The 21,825-nt window shown below is 60.2% G+C and carries 17 protein-coding genes; 9 read left to right on the top strand and 8 right to left on the bottom strand.

Annotated elements, in window-relative coordinates; all coding sequences use genetic code 11:
- Nucleotides 1-202: 202 nt before the first annotated feature.
- Both GM655_RS07985 and GM655_RS07980 read right to left on the bottom strand, forming a co-directional pair.
- On the bottom strand, nt 203-739 hold the full coding sequence (locus GM655_RS07985; protein WP_155433991.1) for a tetratricopeptide repeat protein: 537 nt from the start codon (nt 737-739) through the stop codon (nt 203-205).
- A complete protein-coding gene (locus tag GM655_RS07980) occupies nt 736-2,799 on the bottom strand; it encodes a bifunctional 2',3'-cyclic-nucleotide 2'-phosphodiesterase/3'-nucleotidase (RefSeq protein WP_155433990.1) in 2,064 nt (687 codons plus the stop codon). Before GM655_RS07980 ends, GM655_RS07985 begins: the two co-directional genes overlap by 4 nt.
- A 284-nt stretch (nt 2,800-3,083) precedes the next feature.
- Between GM655_RS07980 and prfB the strand changes: the two genes are divergently transcribed.
- The 3 genes from prfB (at nt 3,084) to lysS (ending at nt 6,421) form a co-directional block, all read left to right on the top strand.
- Nucleotides 3,084-4,188, top strand: a protein-coding gene (gene prfB / locus GM655_RS07975) for a peptide chain release factor 2 (protein ID WP_155433989.1) whose coding sequence is annotated in 2 segments (ribosomal slippage) — nt 3,084-3,164 and nt 3,166-4,188 — 1,104 coding nt in all. Because the reading frame shifts where the segments join, the coding sequence is not laid out codon by codon here.
- Nucleotides 4,188-4,865 (top strand): HAD family hydrolase, encoded by a 678-nt coding sequence (locus GM655_RS07970; protein ID WP_155433988.1) that lies wholly within the window; start codon nt 4,188-4,190, stop codon nt 4,863-4,865. Before prfB ends, GM655_RS07970 begins: the two co-directional genes overlap by 1 nt.
- A 29-nt stretch (nt 4,866-4,894) precedes the next feature.
- Nucleotides 4,895-6,421, top strand: coding sequence for a lysine--tRNA ligase (lysS, locus tag GM655_RS07965; RefSeq protein ID WP_155433987.1), 1,527 nt, complete (start codon nt 4,895-4,897; stop codon nt 6,419-6,421).
- Between the two features lie 84 nt (nt 6,422-6,505).
- Here lysS and GM655_RS07960 read toward each other — a convergent pair whose 3' ends face one another.
- Nucleotides 6,506-7,306, bottom strand: a complete 801-nt coding sequence (locus GM655_RS07960; protein WP_155433986.1) for an SDR family NAD(P)-dependent oxidoreductase — start codon at nt 7,304-7,306, stop codon at nt 6,506-6,508.
- A 108-nt stretch (nt 7,307-7,414) separates the two neighbouring features.
- Between GM655_RS07960 and GM655_RS07955 the strand changes: the two genes are divergently transcribed.
- Nucleotides 7,415-8,317 carry a LysR family transcriptional regulator gene (locus GM655_RS07955; protein ID WP_155433985.1) on the top strand — a complete coding sequence of 301 codons (903 nt, stop codon included), beginning with the start codon at nt 7,415-7,417 and terminating at the stop codon, nt 8,315-8,317.
- Nucleotides 8,318-8,324: 7 nt separating this feature from the next.
- Here the strand turns inward: GM655_RS07955 and ppnN are convergent, their stop codons facing one another.
- Nucleotides 8,325-9,695, bottom strand: a complete 1,371-nt coding sequence (gene ppnN / locus GM655_RS07950; protein ID WP_155433984.1) for a nucleotide 5'-monophosphate nucleosidase PpnN — start codon at nt 9,693-9,695, stop codon at nt 8,325-8,327.
- A gap of 256 nt (nt 9,696-9,951) precedes the next feature.
- Between ppnN and GM655_RS07945 the strand changes: the two genes are divergently transcribed.
- Nucleotides 9,952-11,451 (top strand): peptide MFS transporter, encoded by a 1,500-nt coding sequence (locus GM655_RS07945; protein WP_155433983.1) that lies wholly within the window; start codon nt 9,952-9,954, stop codon nt 11,449-11,451.
- 70 nt (nt 11,452-11,521) lie between these two features.
- On the opposite strand, the gene glpD is transcribed toward GM655_RS07945, so the two are convergent.
- Complete coding sequence (glpD, locus tag GM655_RS07940; protein ID WP_155433982.1) at nt 11,522-13,057, bottom strand: glycerol-3-phosphate dehydrogenase; 1,536 nt, start codon at nt 13,055-13,057, stop codon at nt 11,522-11,524.
- A 149-nt stretch (nt 13,058-13,206) separates the two neighbouring features.
- Between glpD and GM655_RS07935 the strand changes: the two genes are divergently transcribed.
- On the top strand, nt 13,207-15,561 hold the full coding sequence (locus tag GM655_RS07935; protein ID WP_155433981.1) for a penicillin-binding protein 1A: 2,355 nt from the start codon (nt 13,207-13,209) through the stop codon (nt 15,559-15,561).
- A 21-nt stretch (nt 15,562-15,582) separates the two neighbouring features.
- Here the strand turns inward: GM655_RS07935 and GM655_RS07930 are convergent, their stop codons facing one another.
- Entirely contained in the window at nt 15,583-16,263 is a 681-nt protein-coding gene (locus GM655_RS07930; protein WP_229632416.1) for a TetR/AcrR family transcriptional regulator, read from the bottom strand.
- Nucleotides 16,264-16,457: 194 nt separating this feature from the next.
- Between GM655_RS07930 and GM655_RS07925 the strand changes: the two genes are divergently transcribed.
- Both GM655_RS07925 and GM655_RS07920 read left to right on the top strand, forming a co-directional pair.
- On the top strand, nt 16,458-17,372 hold the full coding sequence (locus tag GM655_RS07925; protein ID WP_155433980.1) for a lipase family alpha/beta hydrolase: 915 nt from the start codon (nt 16,458-16,460) through the stop codon (nt 17,370-17,372).
- A gap of 9 nt (nt 17,373-17,381) precedes the next feature.
- Nucleotides 17,382-18,326, top strand: a complete 945-nt coding sequence (locus GM655_RS07920) for a lipase secretion chaperone (RefSeq protein ID WP_155433979.1) — start codon at nt 17,382-17,384, stop codon at nt 18,324-18,326.
- Between the two features lie 32 nt (nt 18,327-18,358).
- Here the strand turns inward: GM655_RS07920 and GM655_RS07915 are convergent, their stop codons facing one another.
- Both GM655_RS07915 and GM655_RS07910 read right to left on the bottom strand, forming a co-directional pair.
- Nucleotides 18,359-19,492 carry a GGDEF domain-containing protein gene (locus tag GM655_RS07915; RefSeq protein WP_371866733.1) on the bottom strand — a complete coding sequence of 378 codons (1,134 nt, stop codon included), beginning with the start codon at nt 19,490-19,492 and terminating at the stop codon, nt 18,359-18,361.
- Between the two features lie 129 nt (nt 19,493-19,621).
- Nucleotides 19,622-20,614 (bottom strand): choice-of-anchor A family protein, encoded by a 993-nt coding sequence (locus GM655_RS07910; protein WP_155433978.1) that lies wholly within the window; start codon nt 20,612-20,614, stop codon nt 19,622-19,624.
- A gap of 211 nt (nt 20,615-20,825) precedes the next feature.
- On the opposite strand from GM655_RS07910, the gene GM655_RS07905 reads away from it, so the two are divergent.
- Complete coding sequence (locus GM655_RS07905; RefSeq protein WP_155433977.1) at nt 20,826-21,764, top strand: 5'-nucleotidase; 939 nt, start codon at nt 20,826-20,828, stop codon at nt 21,762-21,764.
- The last annotated feature ends 61 nt before the right edge of the window (nt 21,765-21,825 follow it).

Below are 21,825 nucleotides of genomic sequence, written 5' to 3'. Positions count from 1 at the left end.
ATACAACGTTTTTATAGTGTGAATTACGCTGAAACTACGCTGGAAATACGGCTGGACTACGCCCCATCGATGATGCATTGTAGGTGGCTTATCTTGTGTGAGCAACAGATACATGTGCGGCATCGCAGCAAGCTAAAACGCTTGCTGCGACTGGCCTCGTTGTAAGTTCGCTGTAAGGAAGTTTGCTTAGCAAACAGGGGCTTTACATGCCCGAAGTGCGGCGCTCGAACGCCCGCTGGGCAAAGCGCATCTGGGTTTCGTAGAGCGCTTCGTTACGCTCGAAACCCATGGAGCCATCGCGCAGGCCGATGGCCATGGCCATCACGGCATCCGGGTATTCCAGATCGGCCGCTTTCTCTATCCAGCGCCGCGCTACCAGTTCGTCGCGCTTGACGCCTTCGCCGCTCAGATACAGGTGCGCCAGCGCGAACATCGCGGCCGGCATCTGGTGATTCGCTGCGAAACTTAACCAGTGTGCGGCAGTCTTGGCATTCGCGGCTACGCCCATGCCGTTACGGTACATCATGCCCAGATAGTAGGCGGCCTGCGCATCGCCTGCCTTGGCGGCAGTGCTGAACAGCGCGTAGGCCTTGGGCAGATTCACCGGTACTTCAGCGCTGCCGCGCAGATACAGGCGCGCCTGATCGACCGGACCAGCGCTGGCGCCTGAGCCCATCAGCAAAGTCGATAACAGCGCCGCCAGCAGCGTGCGCACCGGTTTAGTGCAAAGCTTGATCATAGTGACAAATCTATCGCATACAAGGCCAGCCCTTTGCCGCCGCCATCGTCATTCTTTAACTGGGTGATGCCGCGCAGGCCAGCCTCCTCGGCCAGCTCCTGTAACTGCGGTGCCGAATGGAATACCACCGCAGCGCGCGTCTTCAGCGGTGCAAAGCGCCAACTACGCTGGGCACCGTCACGGCTACGGTTCAACTGACGCCGCTCGCGGATATAGCTGATCAGCACATCGCGGCTGGCATCCGGTGCAGCCAGTACGGTGCGGCTGCCATCCAGTGCGGGGAAAGCCCCGCCGCCACTGGCGCGGTAGTTATTGGTCGCCACCAGAAACGGCTGTTCTGCCAGCACGCCCGCGCCGCGATAACTGAGGCCAATGATGCGCTGCCCCACCGGCTTGCTGATATCAATCTGATAGCTGACATCGGCATCTGTGAGCATATCGAAGTTAAATCCGGGCACGGCGGGATTGACCAACTCCTGCACGGCAGTGCTGGCCGGGTCGATGCGGTTGAAACGCTCGGCCGATTTTTCCAGCCACGCCTTGAGTTCGGCGCCATTCACTCTAACCACATGCAACGCATTCGGGTACAGATACAGGTCGGCCACATTATTGAGCGCCAGACCACCTGCCAGCACATCGGTGTAATCGGCAGCGCCAGCCGCACCGACCTTGAACGGCGACGCCATGGATAGCACGGGCAAGCCGCCCCAGACCGGATGGCTGGCTTCCACATAGCGCTGTACATAAGCCGTCTGCGCCTGATTCACCACCTGTATGGCCGTGCTGTCGCCCACATCGGCGAAATAACTACTCATACGGAAGTCGCTATGCCCGACCGGCGACTGTACGTAGCGTATGGTCGCTTCATGCTCATGCCCCACCAACTGCGCCAGCGCGGCATCGGCCGGTACGTAACTGCGGTCCGGCTGGCGCGTCGAACGCACTTCCACCGTGGTGGCGTCGCGGTCCACCAGCCAGCGCTGGCCGTCGTAACGCAGCCACAGGCCGATCACGCCCAGATCTTTACCCCACAGATTAGCCATCACGGCAGGCACGCCATGCACGCGACCACGCACCTTGTCCACGCCCGGCAGATTGAAAGCAGGCAGCGTGCTGGCCGCCTGCGGGAAGCTCTGGTGCGCATGGCCCATCAGCAGCACATCCACCCCGGGCACCTGCGCCAGATAGTAGCCGGCATCTTCCATCCCTGCCGTGTAAGGCGCGCCATCGAGCCCACCATGGACCAGCGCGATCACCAGATCGGCGCCTTGCTCGCGCATCAGCGGGATGTATTGCAGTGCCGCTTCGCGCACGCCTTGCGCATACACTTTGCCTTCCAGCGCACGCTGGTCCCACTGCAGCACACCGGGCGGTGTAAAGCCGATGATGCCGATGCGTAGCGTACTGCGCACAGGCGCGCCATCGGGCCCCATGGCACTGATCTGGCGCTGCAAAATCCGGTAAGGCGGGAACAGCGGCGCATGCGTACGGCTGCTGTAGATATTCGCCAGCACCAGCGGGAAGGCCGGACCGGCGCAGCGGGCCGCGTCGCGGGCCACGCCATCCACCTCGAAATGGCTGGCCGTGACCTGATTCAGATAGGCCAGCCCATAGTTGAATTCGTGGTTGCCGATGCCGCCGCCGTCGTAGCCCAACTGGTTCATGGCCTTGTAGACGGCCAAGGTCTGGTTGCACGGCAGCGGCGCGACCAGCGCCTGATAATCAGCCAGCGCCGTGCCCTGGATCGCATCGCCATTATCGAGCAGCACATGGTTGGGGAATTCGCTGCGCGCCCGCGCAATCAGCGTCGCCGTGCGTTCCAGACCGATGGAAGGATCGGCCTTGAGCTTGTAGTAATCGTAACCCAGCAGATTGGCATGCAGGTCGGTCGTCTCGAGCACTGCCAGCGTAGCGCGGCTGCCGGCCGGTGGCGCAGCCTCACGCGGCAAGCTGACGCAAGCCGAGAGGCAAGTCGCCAGCAAAGCTGGCAACAGTGCAAGCCGGCCCCGCGCCCGCAATACAGGGCGGGCAGAGGCGGCACGAACGGAGGCAGGACGCATGGGTGAGCGGTTTCCAGAAATGTATTTATTTTTGACAACGACGCACTGCGCGAAATCATACGCAGTCAGCCTGCCGGCCACAAGTAACGCGCGGCCCAAAGGCGAGATATTACCTGTTTTGTGGCATAAATGGCAGCATTTCACGCTTAACCACCCCGTTTGGACTTGATCCTGCCACAAACACCGGCATCGTCAGGGCTAAAACTAGGCCAGATAGCTACAAGAGCATGGCCCGCCTAGGGTATAATCTAGGGTTTGATTTCAGCCTGAGAAAAGAAGAAAACATGGAAGCCGAACGCATCAACTCCCTCTCCGCCCTGCTCGCCGATCTGACCACGCGCGAAGCCGAACTTCGGAGGTATCTTTGACTTCGATAAGAAGTCGGAGAAACTCGAACAGGTAAACGAAGAGCTGGAAGATCCTACCGTCTGGAACGAGCCTAAGAAGGCTCAGGATCTGGGCAAGGAAAAGAAATCGCTGGAAGCAGTGGTATTCACCCTGACCAAAGCCCATACCGACCTGCAGGACATGGGCGATCTGTTCGCCATGGCCAAGGAAGAAGGCGACGACGACACGCTGGAAGCGCTGATCGTCGATGCGGAAGAAGTCCGCAAAGTCATCGAAGGCATGGAATTCCGCCGGATGTTCAACAATCCTATGGATCCGAACAACTGCTTCATCGACATCCAGGCCGGTGCCGGCGGCACCGAAGCACAGGACTGGGCGTCCATGCTGCTGCGCCAGTACCTGCGCTATGCAGAGCGCAAAGGCTTCAAAGTCGAAGTCATGGAACAGTCAGACGGCGAGGTTGCCGGCATCAAGACTGCCACCATCAAGGTGGAAGGTGATTACGCCTATGGCTTCCTGCGCACGGAAACCGGCGTGCACCGTCTGGTACGCAAGTCGCCATTCGATTCGTCCAACGGCCGCCACACTTCGTTCACGTCGCTGTTCGTGTATCCGGAAGTCGATGACTCGATCGATATCGAAGTCAATCCGGCCGATCTGCGTATCGATACCTACCGTGCGTCCGGCGCCGGTGGTCAGCACATTAACAAAACCGACTCCGCCGTACGTCTGACCCACGGTCCAACGGGCATCGTTGTACAGTGCCAGAATGACCGTTCGCAGCACCGCAACAAGGCCGAAGCGATGGAAATGCTGAAGGCGAAGCTGTACGAACTGGAACTGCGCAAACGCATGAGCGAGCAGCAGAAACTGGAAGACTCCAAGACCGATGTGGGCTGGGGCCACCAGATCCGTTCCTATGTGCTGGACCAGTCGCGCATCAAGGACCTGCGTACCAACTTCGAAACGGGTAACACCAAGGGCGTACTGGACGGCGATCTGGACGACTTCATTTCCGCTTCGCTGAAACAGGGCGTCTAATGCACAGCACTCCGGCCCGCGCCTTCATCTTCGATATGGATGGCACCCTAGTCGACAACATGGCTTACCACATGCAGTCGTGGCTGAGCTTCATGCAGCGTCAGGGCTTGAATCCCGAACCCGATGCGTTCTTCCGCGCGACGGCAGGACGCACCAGTCACGAGATTCTGGCCGCCTATCTGGGCGACCATCTGACGCGCGAGGACTATGCCCGCTTCGATGAGGAAAAGGAATCGCTGTACCGCGAACTGTATGCGCCCCATCTGGCACCGGCCGGCGGGCTGGAAGCCTTCATGGCCAGCGCCAGGCGTGCCGGTGTGCGCATGGCCGTGGCCACGGCTGCGCCGAAAGAAAACATCGACTTCACGCTGGACGGGCTGGATCTGCGCGCCGAATTCGCCGCCATTGCCGGTGCTGCCGATGTGGCACGCGGCAAACCGCATCCGGACGTATTCCTGCTGGCGGCCGAACGGGCCGGCACCCGCCCAGAACACAGCATCGTGTTCGAGGATGCACCGCTGGGCGTGGAAGCAGCGCGTCGCGCCGGCATGCGCGCCGTCGTACTGACCACCACACTGCCGGCCGAAGCGTTTGCCGGTTTCGATAACATCATCGCCATGGCGCGCGATTTCAGCGAACTCGATGTCGAATCGCTGTTTGCCAGCGCCGCCGTTTAACAATCACTACCTCAACAGAAGAAATGACCATGACTACGGATCATCACGAACACCCAGCGCATGACGAAAACAAGATCATCGCCGAGCGCCGCGCCAAGCTGGCCGCCATCCGCGAACAAGGCGTAGCCTTCCCTAACGACTTCAAGCCGGAACACAAGGCGGCCGATCTGCATGCGCAATTTGGCGAGAAGACCCGTGAAGAGCTGGAAGCCAACCCGATCAACGTGGTGCTGGCTGGCCGTATGATGCTCAAACGCGAAGCCGGCAAGAAAGCCGCTTTCGCCACGCTGCAGGATTCGTCGGGCGCACGCGCCGATGGCCGTATCCAGATCTATGTGACGCTGGACCTGACGGGCGAAGCCGCCATGGCCGCCCTGCACCACTACGATCTGGGCGACATTCTCGGTGTGACCGGTACCCTGTTCAAGACCAAGACCGATGAACTGACCATCAAGGTCAGCACCCTGCGTCTGATCACCAAGTCGCTGCGTCCGCTGCCGGACAAGTTCCACGGTCTGGCCGATCAGGAAACCAAATACCGTCAGCGCTATGTTGATCTGATCATGAACGAAGAGACGCGCCGTACGTTCAAAGCGCGTACCGCTGCCATCTCGTCGATGCGCCGTTTCATGGAAAAGAACGCCTTCATGGAAGTGGAAACGCCGATGCTGCACACCATCCCCGGTGGCGCTGCGGCCAAGCCTTTCATCACCCACCACAATGCGCTGGACATGCAGATGTTCCTGCGTATCGCGCCTGAGCTGTACCTGAAGCGCCTGGTGGTGGGCGGCTTCGACCGCGTGTTCGAGATCAACCGTAACTTCCGTAACGAAGGCGTGTCGATCCGTCACAATCCAGAATTCACCATGATGGAATTCTACGCGGCCTACACCGACTACAAGTGGATCATGGACTTCACGGAAGAGATCATCCGTCAGGCCGCCATCGATGCACACGGCACCGCCACCCTGACCTACGGCGGCCGCGAGTTGGATCTGGCCAAGCCTTTCCACCGCCTGACCATCGTCGAAGCCATCAACAAGTATGCGCCGGGCTACACCCCGGAACAGCTGACCGACATGGAATTCCTCACCAAGGAGCTGGCCAAGTTCGGCGTCAAGCCGTTCGCCACTTCCGGTCTGGGCGCGCTGCAACTGGCACTGTTCGAAGAAACCGCCGAAGCCCAGTTGTGGGAACCTACCTTCATCATCGACTATCCGGCCGAAGTATCGCCACTGGCCCGTGCTTCCGACACGCAGGCCGGCATCACCGAGCGCTTCGAGCTGTTCATGGTGGGCCGCGAAATCGCCAACGGCTTCTCCGAGCTGAACGACGCGGAAGACCAGTCGGCCCGCTTCCTGGCACAGGTAGCCGCCAAGGATGCCGGTGACGAAGAAGCCATGTTCTACGATGCCGACTACATCCGCGCGCTCGAATACGGCATGCCGCCAGCCGGTGGTTGCGGTATCGGTATCGACCGTCTGATGATGATCATTACCGATTCGCCTAACATCCGCGACGTGCTGCTGTTCCCGCACCTGCGCCGCGAAGAGTAAGCTAAACACTATGCATGCTGCGCATGCATAGCAAAAGGCCCGCTGATTCAGCGGGCCTTTTTTCATTGCGCTTGCCGTTACGGCTTACACCAGCATGCCACCCGAAGCTTCGATGCGCTGCGCATTGATCCAGCCGCTACGCTGATCCAGCAGGCTGGCCACGGCACCGCCGATATCATCGGCCTCGCCTACGCGGCCCAGCGCCGTCGCCGCTGCCACATGGGCGTTGATCTGCGGGTTGTCGCGCACTGCACCGCCGCCAAAGTCGGTCGCAATCGCGCCCGGCGCCAGCGTGTTGACGCGGATGCCACGCGGGCCCAGCTCCTTGGCCAGATAGCGCGTCAGCACTTCCACCCCGCCCTTCATGATGGCGTAGACGGCCTTGCCAGGGAAGGAGAAGCGCGCCAGACCACTGGACACATTCAGAATCTGGCCGCCATCGGCCAGCAGCGGCAGCAGGGTCTGGGTCAGGAAAAACACGCCTTTCAGGTGCACGTTGAGCATCTCGTCGAACTGCTGTTCGGTGGTGTCGGCAAACGCCACGTCGGCACCATTACCGGCGTTGTTGACCAGCGCATCGAACTGGCTGCGGCCAAACTGGGTCTGCAGCACGGCCGCGAAACGGCTGCGGAAGTCGGCAAAGCCGGCCACGACGCCACTGTCGAGCGCCAGAGCTGCGCCCTGGCGACCCAGTGCACGCACTTGCGCCAGCGTGGCCTCGGCCGCATCGGCCCGTTCCTTATAGGTGATCACCACGTCCCAGCCGGCACGCGCCAGATGGATGGCGGCCGAGCGGCCCAGCCCACGGCTGCCGCCCGTAATCAGGGCCAGACGGCCATTCGAGGCTGGGGTATTTGCTGCGGTGTTAGCGATGGTATTGCTCATGTCAGACTCCTATCTCGTTCATGCTCGCCACGTGGAGCAGATGAAATAGAGTGTAATTCCGTATAATGAATGGATAAATCAGCAGAATCTGACATCACTATTCGAAAAATGAAACCAATCCAGACGGAAGACTTGAGAATTTTTAGCTGGGTGGCCAGACTGGGTAGCTTAACCCGTACGGCCGACCGGCTCGACCTACCGCGCGCCACCATCTCGAATGCGATCCAGCGACTCGAAGAACAGCTAGGCGCGCGCCTGCTGCAAAGAACGACGCGGCGCGTACAGATCACCCGCGAAGGTGCCGATCTATTGGAACGTTGTGACCGTCTGCTGGAAGATCTGGATGACATCAGCGCCCTGTTCCGTCAGGGCGACCAGCTACGGGGTCGCATCCGGGCCGACATGCCGCTAGGTCTGGCGGCGCAGGTCAGCGCCCATCTGGCTAGCTTTCTGGCCGCGCATCCGCAACTGCAGGTAGACCTGTTCAGCACCGACCGCCGCGTCGACCTGCTGGGCGAAGGCTTCGATCTGGTGGTAAGGGTAGGCGCCGTGGTGGACCAGTCGCTGGTCGCGCGCCCATTGCCGCCACTGGAATTGATCAACGTGGCCAGTCCGGCCTATCTGGCACAGCATGGCACACCGGCCACGCTGGACGATCTGGCGCGGCACTGGCTGGTCAACTACCAGCCCAACCCGGCCAGCCAGCCGGCCGGATTCGAATACTACGACAGCGCCAGCGGCCAGACGCAATACCTCGCCATGGGCCACAAAGTCACCGTGAATAACAGCGTCGCGTATAGCGCGGCCTGCCGTGGCGGGCTAGGCATCGCCCAGCTGCCACAGTCGGCCGCGCAGGCCGACATACAGGCCGGCCTGCTGGCACAGGTGCTGTCCGACTATCTGCCTGCGCCCATGCCCAGCCACATCCTGTTCCCGCACCGGCGCAACATCCCCAAGCGGGTACGCGTGTTTGCGGACTGGCTGGGCGAACTGGTTCAGACCATGCGATAAAGCCGGCTTACTGGATCACGCGGTAGCAAGGCGTGTAATGTTTACCGGCCAGTTTCATGCGGTGCTGCACCACGAAGGAAGCCAGCAGCGCATCCATCGGTTCCATAATCTCCTTGTCGCCGTGGATTTCGAACACGCCGTGCTTTTCGACGGCACGTATGCCCTCTTCCTTCACATTACCGGCCACCACGCCGGAAAAGGCACGACGCAGATTGGCGGCCAGCAGGTGCACGGGCTGCTGCTTGTGCAAGCTCAGTTTGCGCATATTCTCGTGAGTCGGTGCGAACGGCCGCTGGAACTCGTGGTCGATCTTCAGGCCCCAGTTGAAATAATACGCATCGCTGCGCAGCTTGCGGTATTCGCGCACTTCCTTGATCCCGTTCTGCATTTCGCGCGCCACCAGTTCCGGATCATCGATGATGATCTTGTAGCGCTGCTGTGCCTCCGGCCCCAGCGTATCGTGGATGAACTGGTTAATCTGCACGAAGTATTCGCGCGAAGTTTCCGGTCCCGTGAAGATCAGCGGGAAAGGAATCTCGGCATTATCAGGGTGCAGCAGGATGCCGAGGATGTACAGGATTTCCTCGGCAGTGCCGGCACCGCCCGGGAATACCACGATGCCATGGCCCGTACGTACAAACGCTTCGAGGCGCTTCTCGATATCGGGCATGATCACCAGTTCGTTGACGATGGGGTTGGGCGATTCGGCCGCAATGATGCCCGGCTCGGTAATACCCAGATAGCGCCCGTTGGTAAAGCGCTGCTTGGCATGGCCTATGGTGGCGCCCTTCATCGGCCCCTTCATGGCGCCCGGGCCGCAGCCCGTACAGATATCCAGATCGCGCAAGCCCATCTGATAGCCCACTTCCTTGGAATAGGTATATTCGGCGCGGTTGATCGAGTGGCCGCCCCAGCACACCACCAGCTTCGGGTTGAGCAGAGGTTTCAGCACATCGGCATTGCGCAGGATATGGAACACCGCATCAGTAATGCCTTCCGTGCTCTCCACATCGAACTTGGGATTGTCGCTAATTTCGCTGCTGACGAAAACGATATCGCGCAGCACGGCAAACAGGTGCTCATGTATGCCCTTGATCATTTTGCCGTCGACGAAAGCGATGCCAGGCGCGCCCTTGATATCGAGCTTGATGCCGCGCTCGCGCTGCAGGATGCTGATATCGAACGATTCATAACGTTCCAGCAGTTCCTTGCCATCGTCGATGGTGCTGCCGCAATTGAGCACAGCGAGTGCGCAGCGGCGCAGAGTATTAAACAGGCCGCCCTGGCTGGTATCGAGCAGTTTGGCCACCTCCGCCTTGGACAGGACTTCCAGATGTCCTTCCGGCGAAATCAGGGTATCGACAACGTCATGTTCCATGATGCGTAAATCCTTATTCAATTTCGATGCACGGCACAGAGTGCCGCGCCCTCAATATACGACAAACCGCCGTCGTGCGGGGTCGAGATTGTGCATTCCTGTTATGGTTAATTTAATAGCACAAATGCCACAACTTTAGGAACTGTGCATCAAAATGCCCGTTGCCAGCGATTTGTAGATTAAAATGGCGCCCACTTGGCACCCCACGAGGGAGTCCGAGAGACTTTTTTCGATCATAAAAAATAGGAGAAGCCGCATGAGCGGTGCGACCATCACCAATACGGAAGCGAAGATTCCCGAGTTCAAACAGATCATGGGCCACCCTGCCCCGCTCTGGATGTTGTTCATGACCGAGTTCTGGGAGCGTTTTGCCTTCTACGGCATACGCTGGGCCCTGGTACTCTACGTCGTGGCCCAGTTCTACAGCGGCGACCCAACGGGCGAATCGGCTGCCAATCTGGTGTACGGCTCCTATCTGGCGCTGGTATATGCTGCAGCACTGTTCGGCGGCTACGTGGCAGACCGCGTGCTAGGCTACCAGCGCTCGATTCTGGTGGGCGCCTCGTTCATGGCGGCCGGCCTGTTCATGATAGCCTTGCCCGACCAGACCGTGTTCAAATTTGGTCTGGCCACCATCATCGTCGGTAACGGCATGTTCAAGCCGAATATCTCGACCATGGTAGGCAAGCTGTATAGCGCCGCCGACCCACGCCGCGATTCCGGCTTCACCATTTTCTACATGGGCATCAACTCGGGCGCGCTGGTCGCACCGGTGCTGACCGAGTGGCTGGCTTCGGCCGTCTTCGGCAACCACGGCATGCCTGCCTATAAAGTAGTGTTCCTGTCCGCAGGCGTCGGCATGCTGGTTAGTCTGGTATGGTTCTTCATCGGCCGCGCCCAGCTCAAAGGCATCGGTGCTCCGGACGAAAGCAACGCCGATCCCAAGCGCATGGTCTACGTGGTACTGGGCTCGCTGTGCGTGATTCCGCTGGTGTACCTGCTGCTGGCCGCTGGCGCCGCCAGTCTGCAGATCGTGCTGTCCGGCCTGTTCATCCTGCTGTCCGTGATGCTGCTGGTAGAAGGTATCCGCAACGGCAAAGTAGCGCGCGACAAAGTCATCGCCATGCTGCTGATCTTCTTCTTCAACATCATGTTCTGGATGTTCTTCGAACAGGCAGGTAGTTCGTTCACCTTCCTGGCCGACAAAATCGTTGACCGCGTGATGTTCAACTGGACCTTCCCGGTAGCCTGGTTCCAGACCGTGAACTCGCTGGCCATCATTACCTGCGCACCGATCATCGCTTTCATCTGGGTCGCCATGCGCAATGCCAATCCATCGATCCCGCGTAAATTTGGCCTTGGCCTGCTGTTCAACGGCGCCGCTTTCGGCCTGCTGATGTATGCGCTGTCGATGCTGGTAAACGTCGACAACAAGATCCCGTTCTGGACTCTGTTCATGGTCTACGTACTGCAATCGATCGGTGAGCTGTGCCTGTCGCCTATCGGCCTGTCGATGGTGACCAAGCTGGCACCTACCCGTCTGGTCGGCCTGGGCATGGGCGGCTGGTTCCTGTCCACCGGTATCGGCAACAACCTGTCGGGCATCTTCGCTTCCCACGTCAGTGGCGAAGCCGGCATGTCGGTCACCTCGGCGCTGAGCGGCTACACCTTCGGCTTCTACTCGCTGATGGCGGGCGGCGTGCTGCTGTTCCTGATCGCTCCGCTGATCCAGAAACTGATGCACGGCGTGAAGTAATCCAGCCAGCGCCGCGCACGCGGCGCCTAGCGCAACACGGCGCCTGATCCGCAAGGACAGGCGCCGTTTTCTATTTACACTGGACGGGATGGGCCAGCAGCCAGTCCTGCAGCCGCTGCGCCGCGTCAGCAGGCAGGTGCAGCCCCAGTTTGGAGCGGCGCCACAGGATGTCCTGCGCCGTGCGCGCCCATTCATAGCGGCGCAGATATTCCACTTCCGTCGCATACAGGCCGGGCAGAATTTCCTCGCCCATGTCGGCCAGCGTCGTCTTTTGTGCCAGCAGCGTATGCAGCCGTGTGCCGTAGGCGCGCGCGTAGCGCGCCACCAGCAGCGGCGCCAGCCAGGCATACTGGTTCTGCACCGTACGCACCCAGCTATCGAACTCCAGCACGGAACGGTTCTGCGGCTTGGCTCCAAACAGGTCGCCGCCGGGCAGGCAGGCGTCGTGGGTCCATGGGCCATGGCGGTTATCCAGCGCACGGGCCACCTGATCGACTGCATCTTCGGCCAGCTTGCGGTAGGTGGTGATCTTGCCGCCGAAAACACTCAGCAGCGGCGGGCCATCCTGATCCACTTCCAGCCGGTAGTCGCGCGTGACGGCCTTGGCATCGGCCCCATCTTCCACCAGCGGACGTACGCCGGAATAGCTGGACACCACATCGGCCGGTACGACGGGCCGGACAAAATACTCGCTGGCCAGTTGGCACAGATAGCGGATTTCTTCTTCACTGATGGCCACCTGATTGGCGTCACCATGGTAATCCAGGTCCGTCGTGCCTATCAGTGTGAATTCGTGCTCGTACGGAATGGCAAACACGATACGGCCATCACGGTGCTGGAATATATACGCATGTTCATGTTCGAAGATGCGCCGCACGATGATATGGCTGCCCTTAATCAGCCGCAGATGTCCGCCACCTTCTTTCGGCACGGCTGCATGCAGCACCTGAGCAGTCCATGGCCCGGCCGCATTCACCACATAGCGGGCGTTGACCCGCACATCGCCGCAACCCTGCTTGTGCAACTCGGCCTGCCAGCCGCCTGCCTGCCGCTGCAATCGGCTGCACAGGGTCTGGGTCAGAATGATGGCGCCCTTTTCTTCCGCATCCATGGCGTTCAGCACGACCAGCCGCGCATCATCCACCCAGCCATCGGAATAGATGTAACCGCAGCGGAATTCCGGCTTCAGTGGCTGGCCGGCCGGATGGCAGCGCAGATTGATGGCCGACGACGGCGGCAGCAGCTCGCGCTTGGCCAGCATGTCATACAGCTTGAGACCGGCCCGTATCATCCAGCTAGGCCGCAAACCGGCCGCATGGGGCATGACGAAGCGTAGCGGGCGCATGATGTGGGGCGCGGCGCGCAGCAGCACTTCGCGCTCGATCAGAGCTTTGCGCACCAGATTGAACTCGTAATACTCGAGATAGCGCAGGCCGCCGTGAATCAGCTTGGACGAGGCCGACGAAGTATGGGAAGCCAGATCGTCTTTTTCGCACAGCACCACCGACAGCCCGCGGCCGGCCGCATCGCGCGCGATGCCGACCCCATTGATGCCGCCACCGACTATCAGTAGATCGCAATCGAGAGTGTGCTGCGGTTCCGCCATGTCTTCCCCGGTGATACGTTTAAGCTCGAATAATGATACGTTACGACAATTCTTGGCGCCAGCATAGACTGCCTCCCTCTAATTTGCAAAAATCGCCAGTTTCCAATTCGGGAAACGCGCAACGCGATGGTCTATAATCGCGCCTACCGATGTCTCCAAGAGTGCCTGCCTTGACTACTTCCTCCATCGATTTTTCCAAGTGGCTGACCCGTCGCAATGCCATCCGTGGCTTCATCGCCATAGGCGTTGCCGGCCTGATCGCAGGCGGACTGCTAATCGCCTATCTGCTGCTGGTGGTGGCACCCAACCTGCCATCGCTCGATGCGGTGACCGACTACCGGCCCAAGATCCCGCTGCGCATCTACACGGCCGACAATGCCCTGATCGGTGAATTCGGCGAAGAACACCGCGATTTCATCCCCATCAAGGACATTCCCGAGATGATGAAAAAGTCCGTGCTCGCGATCGAAGACAAGCGCTTCTACGACCACAACGGCATCGACTGGGTGCGCGCGCTGGGCGCGGCCAAGGCTAATCTGGGTGGTGCCATGCGTCAGGGCGGCTCCACCATCACCATGCAGGTGGCGCGTAACTTCTTCCTCACGCGGGAAAAATTCTACGGCCGCAAACTCAATGAAGTGATGCTGTCCTTCAAAATTGAAGCGGCCCTGAGCAAGGACCAGATCCTCGAACTGTATATGAACCAGATCTATCTGGGTCAGCGCTCGTTCGGCTTCGGCAGCGCGGCCCAGACCTACTTCGGCAAATCGCTGAAAGACCTGAACATTGCCGAAATGGCCATGCTGGCCGGCCTGCCGCAGAATCCTGCGCGCCACAATCCTGCCGTCAACCCCAAGCGCGCCAAACAACGCCAGCAAGTCGTACTGCGCTCCATGCGCGACCTCAACTACATCACCGAAGAGCAATACCAAAAGGCACTGCATACCACGCTGCATGTGAGCCATCGTGGTCAGGAATTCGAAACCCACGCCGAATACGTGGCCGAACTCGCGCGTCAAGTAGTGTATGCCCAGTTCAAGGAAGACTCCTACACCAAGGGCATCAGCGTCTACACCACCATCCTCAAGGCGGACCAGATTGCCGCTTACGAATCAGTGCGCCGCAATGTGCTGAACTATGACCAGCGCCACGGCTACCGCGGACCGGAAGCCTTCATCAATCTGCCGGCCAATGCCGAGGAACGCGATGACGCCATCGAGGAAGCGCTGCAGCGCCGCCCGAGCAGCGACCGCCTGATTCCGGCCGTGGTGCTGGAAGCTAGTCCGAAGGCCGTCAAGGTGCAAAATCCGTCCGGCGACGAAATCACGGTTACCGGCGATGGCCTGCGTCTGGTGACCAATGCCCTCAGCGACAAAGCCAAGGACAGCGTACGCCTGCGTCCGGGCGCCGTGGTGCGCATCATGCAGGAAAAGAATAGCTGGAGCATCACCCAGGTGCCGCAAGTGGCGGCGGCGTTTGTGTCCATCGATTCGGTCACGGGCGGCTACCATGCCATGGTGGGCGGCTTCGATTACAACCTGCAGAAGTTCAACCACGTCACGCAGGCATGGCGCCAGCCCGGCTCCTCCATCAAGCCTTTCGTATATTCGGCGGCGCTGGAAAAAGGCTTTAACCCGTCCACCATCATCAACGATTCGCCGCTCGATCTGACAGGCGCCGAAACGGGCAACGAAGCCTGGAGCCCGAAAAACGACGACGGCAAGTTCGATGGCCCGATTACCATGCGTACTGCGCTGGCCGAATCCAAGAACGTGGCATCGGTGCGCATCCTGCGCTCGATCACCGTGCCATTCGCCCACCACTATCTGGGCAAATTCGGTTTCGATCTGGCCAAGCATCCCAAGAATCTGACGCTGGCACTGGGCACCGGCTCGGTTACGCCGGCCCAGCTGGTGGGCGCGTATTCCGTGTTCGCCAATGGCGGCTACACGGTCGAGCCGTATTTCATCGCCAAAATCGTCGATGGCAATGGCAAGGTCATCTCCGAAACCAAACCGCGCACCACGCTGCCCGACGAAGCCCGCGTGATCGATCCACGCAATGCCTATGTAGCCGATAGCCTGATGCGTCAGGTAACGCGCACCGGCACCGGTGCTGCCGTGGCCAAACTGGGTCGGCCTGATCTGGCCGGCAAAACCGGTACCTCGAGCGATGCCGTCGATGGCTGGTTCGCCGGTTATGGCGGCGGCATCGTGGCCGTGTCGTGGATGGGTTACGATGATTCCAAATCGCTGGGCGGCAAGGAGTTCGGCTCCAGCGTGGCACTGCCGATCTGGATAGACTACATGAAGGTGGCGCTGCAGAACCGTCCGCCGCAGGAACGTCCAACCCCGGCCGGCCTGACCCAGGTCAACGGCGAATGGCTGTATGATGAGTTCATGGGCGATGCGGCGCGCCACTCGCTCGATATGGAAGATTATGTGCCGCCCGGTGGCGAGAATGTAACGCCTACGCCACCGGCCACACCGCCCGCCAATCAGTAGTCGCCTGGCTAGGCTGCGCGCCTAGCCGCGCAGATAGCCGCGCATCATGCGCACGGCGCTGTCGGCAAACTGGTCGGGCGTGATGTCGGCCGCACGGTACTTCCAGCGCTTCACATACCAGTCCTGGAACATCGCCATGATGTGTGACGCCAGCAGCTCGGGGCTGCCCTGCGGCCGGTTTGGCAGTTCGCTGATGATGTGGGCGAACAGCGATTGCACATACAGTTCCGATTCCTTGGCCGTGGCACGCTGGGCTGTCTGCAGCACGCGCGAATCCATAAAGACGAAATAGAACCACGGCTGCAGTATCTCGGATACGAAGATCGAGGCCCGCACCAGCGCTTCGAGCCGGTCCAGCGGATCGCTCAGATCATCGAACATGCGCGGCACTTCATGGGTAGCATGGCGCACCACATCTTCTATCATTTCCGCCAGCTGGTCCTTGCTGCTGATGTAGCCATACAGCCCCCCCATGGACAGTCCAGTCTCACGACACAGGTCGCGCAGATTCATGGTGCGGAAGCCCACCTCATTGGCCAGCTTGAACGTGGCGCGGAAGATTTTCTCGATATTTTCCAGCGCCGGTTTGCGCCGCTTCACCGTAATCCGCTCGGCATGGTGGTCGAGCAGATAGGCCCAGATGTTGTCGCCGTCCAGCGGCGTCATGGCCTGAAATTGTTGCAGGTCGAAATGGGCTGGCAAGGTCGTCTCGCTGTCTCTCGCTGGATTGCTGTGGTTTTTTTGCGTTGATTATAGCGCAGCCTCACTGCTGTCATCAGCAGCTATGCAGATTGGCTCGCCAGGCCTAGATTGCGGTCTGCACGGTCATTGAGCTGGTGCTACATTTTCTTCACCGGCAGCGCCGCCGGACCATAAAAAAATCCACGGAGACCATCATGAGACAACGCATCTGCCAGCTCCTGGCATTCTGTCTGCTCGCCTGCAGCCTGATAAGCAGTCCCGCCCGCGCCGCCGGCTATACCCAGACCCGCTACCCCATCGTGCTGGTGCACGGCCTGTTCGGCTTCGACAATATCGGCCCGGTCGATTACTTCTACGGCATCGCCTCGGCGCTGCGCAGCGGCGGCGCGCAGGTCTACATCACCCAGGTTTCGGCCGCCAACAGCACCGAAGTACGGGGCGAACAGTTGCTCACGCAGGTACGCCAGATCCTCGCCGCCACGGGCGCCAGCAAAGTCAACCTGATTGGCCATAGCCATGGCGGCCCGACCTCGCGCTATGTGGCCTCGGTGCGGCCCGATCTGGTGGCCTCTGTCACCAGCATCGGCGGTGTCAACAAGGGTTCGCGCGTGGCCGATGTGCTGATCGGCGCCGTACCCGATGTGACCTATGGCGTCGCCAATGCCGTCTCCGGCTTCATCAGCTTCCTGTCCGGTAATCCCACCCTGCCGCAGAATGCGCGCGCTGCCGCCACCTCGCTGAGCACGGCCGGCACAATGGCATTCAACCAGCGCCACCCGCAAGGCGTGCCCGTCAGCGCCTGTGGCGAAGGCGATTATCAGGTCAACGGTGTGTACTACTTCTCGTGGAGTGGCACCCAGCCCTACACCAATCTGCTCGATGTGAGCGACCCCGTGCTGGCCCTGACGTCGCTGGCCTTTAACGGCGCCAAGAACGATGGTCTGGTCAGCAGCTGCTCCAGCCACCTGGGCCGGGTGATCCGCGATGACTATGCGCTCAACCATCTGGATGAAGTCAACCAGATGGTCGGCATCAGCAATCTGTTCGAGACCAATCCCGTCACCCTGTTCCGGCAGCAGGCCAACCGCCTGCAGGGCATGGGGCTGTAAGGATTGCCCATGAAATCCAAGGCAGGCAAGCTCGGGCTGCTATTGCTCGCGGCCCTGATCGGCACGGCCATCTACGCAGGCTGGCACCAGCCAGCCGCGCAGGCGTCACGCACGCCTGAAGCGACGCCCGACTACTTTGCCTTCGTGCCTTCCATGCTGGGGACACGGCCCGACGGCCAGCTTAGCCAGTCGGGGGAGGACCAGCTAGTGCTGACGCCCGAGCTGGTCTACCTGTTCGACTATTATCTGGCCGCGCTGGGCGAAAAGCCGCTGGACGCCATTCATAGCGAAATCCGCCACGAACTGGAGCGCCGCCTGCACGGCAAGGCCGTACAGCAAGCACAGCGCCTGCTCGATGTCTACATAGACTACAAAAGGGCGCTCGCCGGCGTGGAAGCGCAACTGGCCGCCAGCCAGACCAAGAGCGGCGATCCCATAAAAGCGGCACGCTTGCGGCTGCAGGCCTTACGCCAGACCCGTGCGGCCTATTTCAGTCCGGCCGAAAGCGCGGCCCTGTTCGGCGCCAGCGATGCCTATGACGAAGATGCCATCGCCCGCATGACTATCAGCAGCGACCGCAAACTGAGCGAGGCCGAAAAGCAGCAGCGCTGGCAGGTACTCGATGCGGCGCTCACGCCCGAGCAGCGCAATGAACGGGCCGCGCCCGCCCGTGTGCTGGCGCTGGAACAGGCCGTGGCGCAGGCACGCCAGCGCGGCGCTGACGACAACGAAATCTATCGTCTGCGGGCCAGCACATTTACGCCGGCCGCTGCCGACCGTCTGGCCGAACTGGATAAGGAGGAAGCCGACTGGCAGCGCCGCATCAGCAGCTATCAGGCACGCCGCCGTGCACTGCTCGATCGTACGGGCAGCACTGCTGACGCCTTGCAGCAGTTGCGCGATGCCAGTTTCAGCCCGGCAGAACAGCTCAGACTAAGCGCCTACGAACAATAGGCCAGCCGCGCTGCGGCATGGGCGGCGTCAGCTCAGGCCGAGCAGACCTGATTACGGCCGCTGCGCTTGGCTTCATACATGGCGCGGTCACCGGCTGCCATCAGCGCAGACAGTTCGTAACCGGCCGCCGCCGATGCCACCACGCCTATGCTGACCGTATAAGCCACGGCGGCCTCGTCGCATTGCACCGCCTCGTCCGCAATACGTGCGCGCAAGCGTTCGGCCAGCCGCAGCGCGGCAGCGGGATCGACGCCGTCCAGCACCAGCACGAATTCTTCGCCGCCGATGCGGGCCAGCACATCCATCGGCCGCAATTCCTGCCGTAGCAAACGGGTCAGGCAGCGCAGCACTTCATCGCCCGCAGCATGGCCGAAGCTGTCATTTATCTGCTTGAAATGGTCGACATCGATCATCAACACTGCCAGATCGCGGCGTGCCCGCTGCAAGCGCATGGCCAGCCGCCCACCCTGATCCTCCAGCCCGGCGCGATTCAGCGCGCCCGTCAGCGCATCGATGCTGGACAGGTGGCGCAGACGTTCCGCATAGCGCCACATCACCATCAGGATCAGGCCGAAGCTGGTACAGACCTGGCCCAGCGGCACGGTCAGCATGGTAATCCCCAGCACCGTCGAACTGGACAGGTCGATCGGCCCTTCCTGCATCAGCAAATGCATGCCGCGCACCACCAGCGCCGCGCCCAGCAGGCCGAAGCCCGTTACGGCGATCGGCACGCCGCGCTCGCTCGAATAGCGCCCCGCGGCATAGCCGCACATCCAGTTCAGCACCCCGAAATAAAAGCCGCTAAAAGCAATCCGGCCACGCACGCTCGGTTCGATCAGCGTGAAATAGCCGCTGACCAGCAGTGCAATCAGGGTAATCAGCACGATCTGGCCTGTGCTCAAAGTGTCGCCACAATGCACGCGCACGCCGCGCAGCACCAGCGCAATGCCCAGCGCGATCAGGCTGTAGCCCACCAGCGCGCACAGCAGCAGTGGCACGCCTTCCAGATTGGTCAGCGCCAGCCCGGCAGAAATTACCAGATTGCCGGTGGCCCACCAGCGCATTTCGGGCGGGCTGTCACGATAGCAGGCAGAGGCCACCAGCAGTGCTGTCGTCAGCACAGTGGTGCAAACCTGAACCAGTAACAGTGTCTCGAAGCTAAGCACGCCGGCTCCCGTCCTGATGATGATTCAATGTAACTCAGGGCATCCGCAGTGGCAACTGGAAGTGTTCTGGACAAACAAAAATAGCTGCCGAAGCAGCTATTTTTGTAACAGTTACTAGTAGGCTTGCTTTCAGCGGCCTTGCTGTTGGCGACGGCGGCGCGCAATGCCCCCCACCAGTGCCAGACCGGCCAGCATCATTGCATAGGTTTCTGGTTCAGGTACTGGCTGAGCCACATAGCCCTTGAACGGTTCCCAGCCCACTTCCACGGCCGAGCTGATCGACTTGGCAACAATGCTGCCTTCCAGGTGGCCCGTGCCCGTCAGATCTGCATTGTTGGCCAGTATCGAACCCCAGGTGAAGGTCGAAATCTGCACGCCGGTTGCGCCGTTCAGATTAAATAGCACATTGTTGCGCAGGGCTTCGAGCTGGCCATCCTGACCGCCGCCGAAAGTCACCGTCCCCGTGCCGGTGACGTTGATCAGCACGATAGCGTCTTTGGCCACGTTGCTCAGGGTCAGATTGGTCAGGTTATTGGTGTCCAGATTGAATACTTCCACGCCCGATTTGCCGTTACCCACCAGCGAAATACCGCCATTGGCGAATTTGACCGAGGTGCCGTTGCTGGCCTGTTTGCTCAGGGTGTTGGACAGCGCCGTCAGGCTGGTCTTGGTGGCGGCGAAGTCCGTCACCTTGCTGATGTCCTTCTGGGTCAGGTTGTGATATTTCGAGGAAGTATTGGTACCGCCATACACACCTTTGCCATTCAGGGCTTTGGTGTAGCTGGTGATAGGGCCATAGCCTACCGTGGTGTCCACCTTGGATTTAGGTGGCGCATAGATGTCGCCACCGCTCAGGCTCACGTTGCCGCCCACTACCAGGCTAGGGCCGGTGCTGCCGTAAGGAGCGCGGTAGCCGATGGAAGTGCCGGAGGCAGTGAAGTCGCCACCGACGGCCAGACGGCCTTCGATGTCCGTTACTTTGCTGACGTTGCCGTAAATATAAGCACTGTAGTTGCTGGCGGCGCCGAGGTCGAAACTCGGTACAGCGGCCTGGGCCGTACCGATTGCTGCGATGCTCAACACCAGTGGCAAAACACGTTTGATCAGATTTGAAGTGGTCATGGTATGTAATTGGTATACGTTGATTAAAAGGTAAGCAAAACGGGTAAAACCAGACTGCATGGGAAGAATTATATCCTTAAAACAATAGAAATAACCATCCTGACAATGAAAATTATTTTGTTTTAACTACCAGTTTCATACCAATTCACAAATCCAGCACGCTAGTTGGCGATGCGGTAAAGTAGCAAGCATTACAACCAGCCCCTCTGCCATGGCCTATCCCATCGAAAACAAGCTTGTCATTGGCATCGCTTCCAGCGCCCTGTTCGACCTCAGCGCGTCGCATAAAATATTTCTGGAAGAAGGTGAAGAAAGTTACCGAAAGTATCAGGAAGCCCAACACGACGTGGTACTGGACAAGGGCGTTGCCTTTCCTTTCATCCGTCGCTTCCTCAGTATTAACCAGCATTTCGCCGGCGAAGCACCGGTCGAAGTGGTGCTGCTGTCACGCAATTCACCGGAAACCGGGCTGCGCGTGATGAATTCCATCGCCCATTACGGGCTGGACATTTCGCGCGCCTGTTTTGTGACCGGCAATTCCCCCTACACCTATCTGCCCGCCTTCAATACCTCCTTATTCCTCACGGCGCACGAGGAAGATGTGCGCAATGCGCTGGCCGCCAATTTCCCGGCCGGACTGGTGCTGCCATCGCGCATTGAGGACGATGACAGCGACAACGAGTTACGCGTAGCCTTCGACTTTGACGGTGTGATTGCCGATGACGAATCCGAAACCGTATTCAAGCGCAATAACAATGTGGACGAGTTCCATGCCCACGAGCGCGAACGGGTCGCTGTGCCGCACCAGCCTGGCCCGCTGGCCGCTCTATTCCAGAAACTGTCGCACATGCAGCGTCTGGAAGAGCAAGCCCAACAGCGCGATCCGTCCTACCGCAAGATCCTGCGCATCGCCATCATCACGGCACGCAGCGCGCCCGCTCACGAACGCGTGGTGACGACACTGAAAAGCTGGGGTGTATCGGCCAATGAGACCTTTTTCCTGGGTGGGATGGAGAAAGCCCGCGTGCTGGGCATACTCAAGCCGCACATCTTCTTTGACGACCAGTTAAGCCATCTGAAGTCGGCAGGTGGCAACATCCCTATGGTGCATGTACCGTTTGGTGTGGCCAACCGGCCAACCCCGCCATAACGAGCTGGCGGGGCTTGGTCTATAATGCTGGCAGCGGCATCGCCACTCTGGCGATGCGCCT

This window comes from Pseudoduganella danionis (genome assembly GCF_009720775.1).
Classification (GTDB): domain Bacteria; phylum Pseudomonadota; class Gammaproteobacteria; order Burkholderiales; family Burkholderiaceae_D; genus Rugamonas; species Rugamonas danionis.
This window is presented reverse-complemented; position numbering and strand designations above follow the sequence as displayed.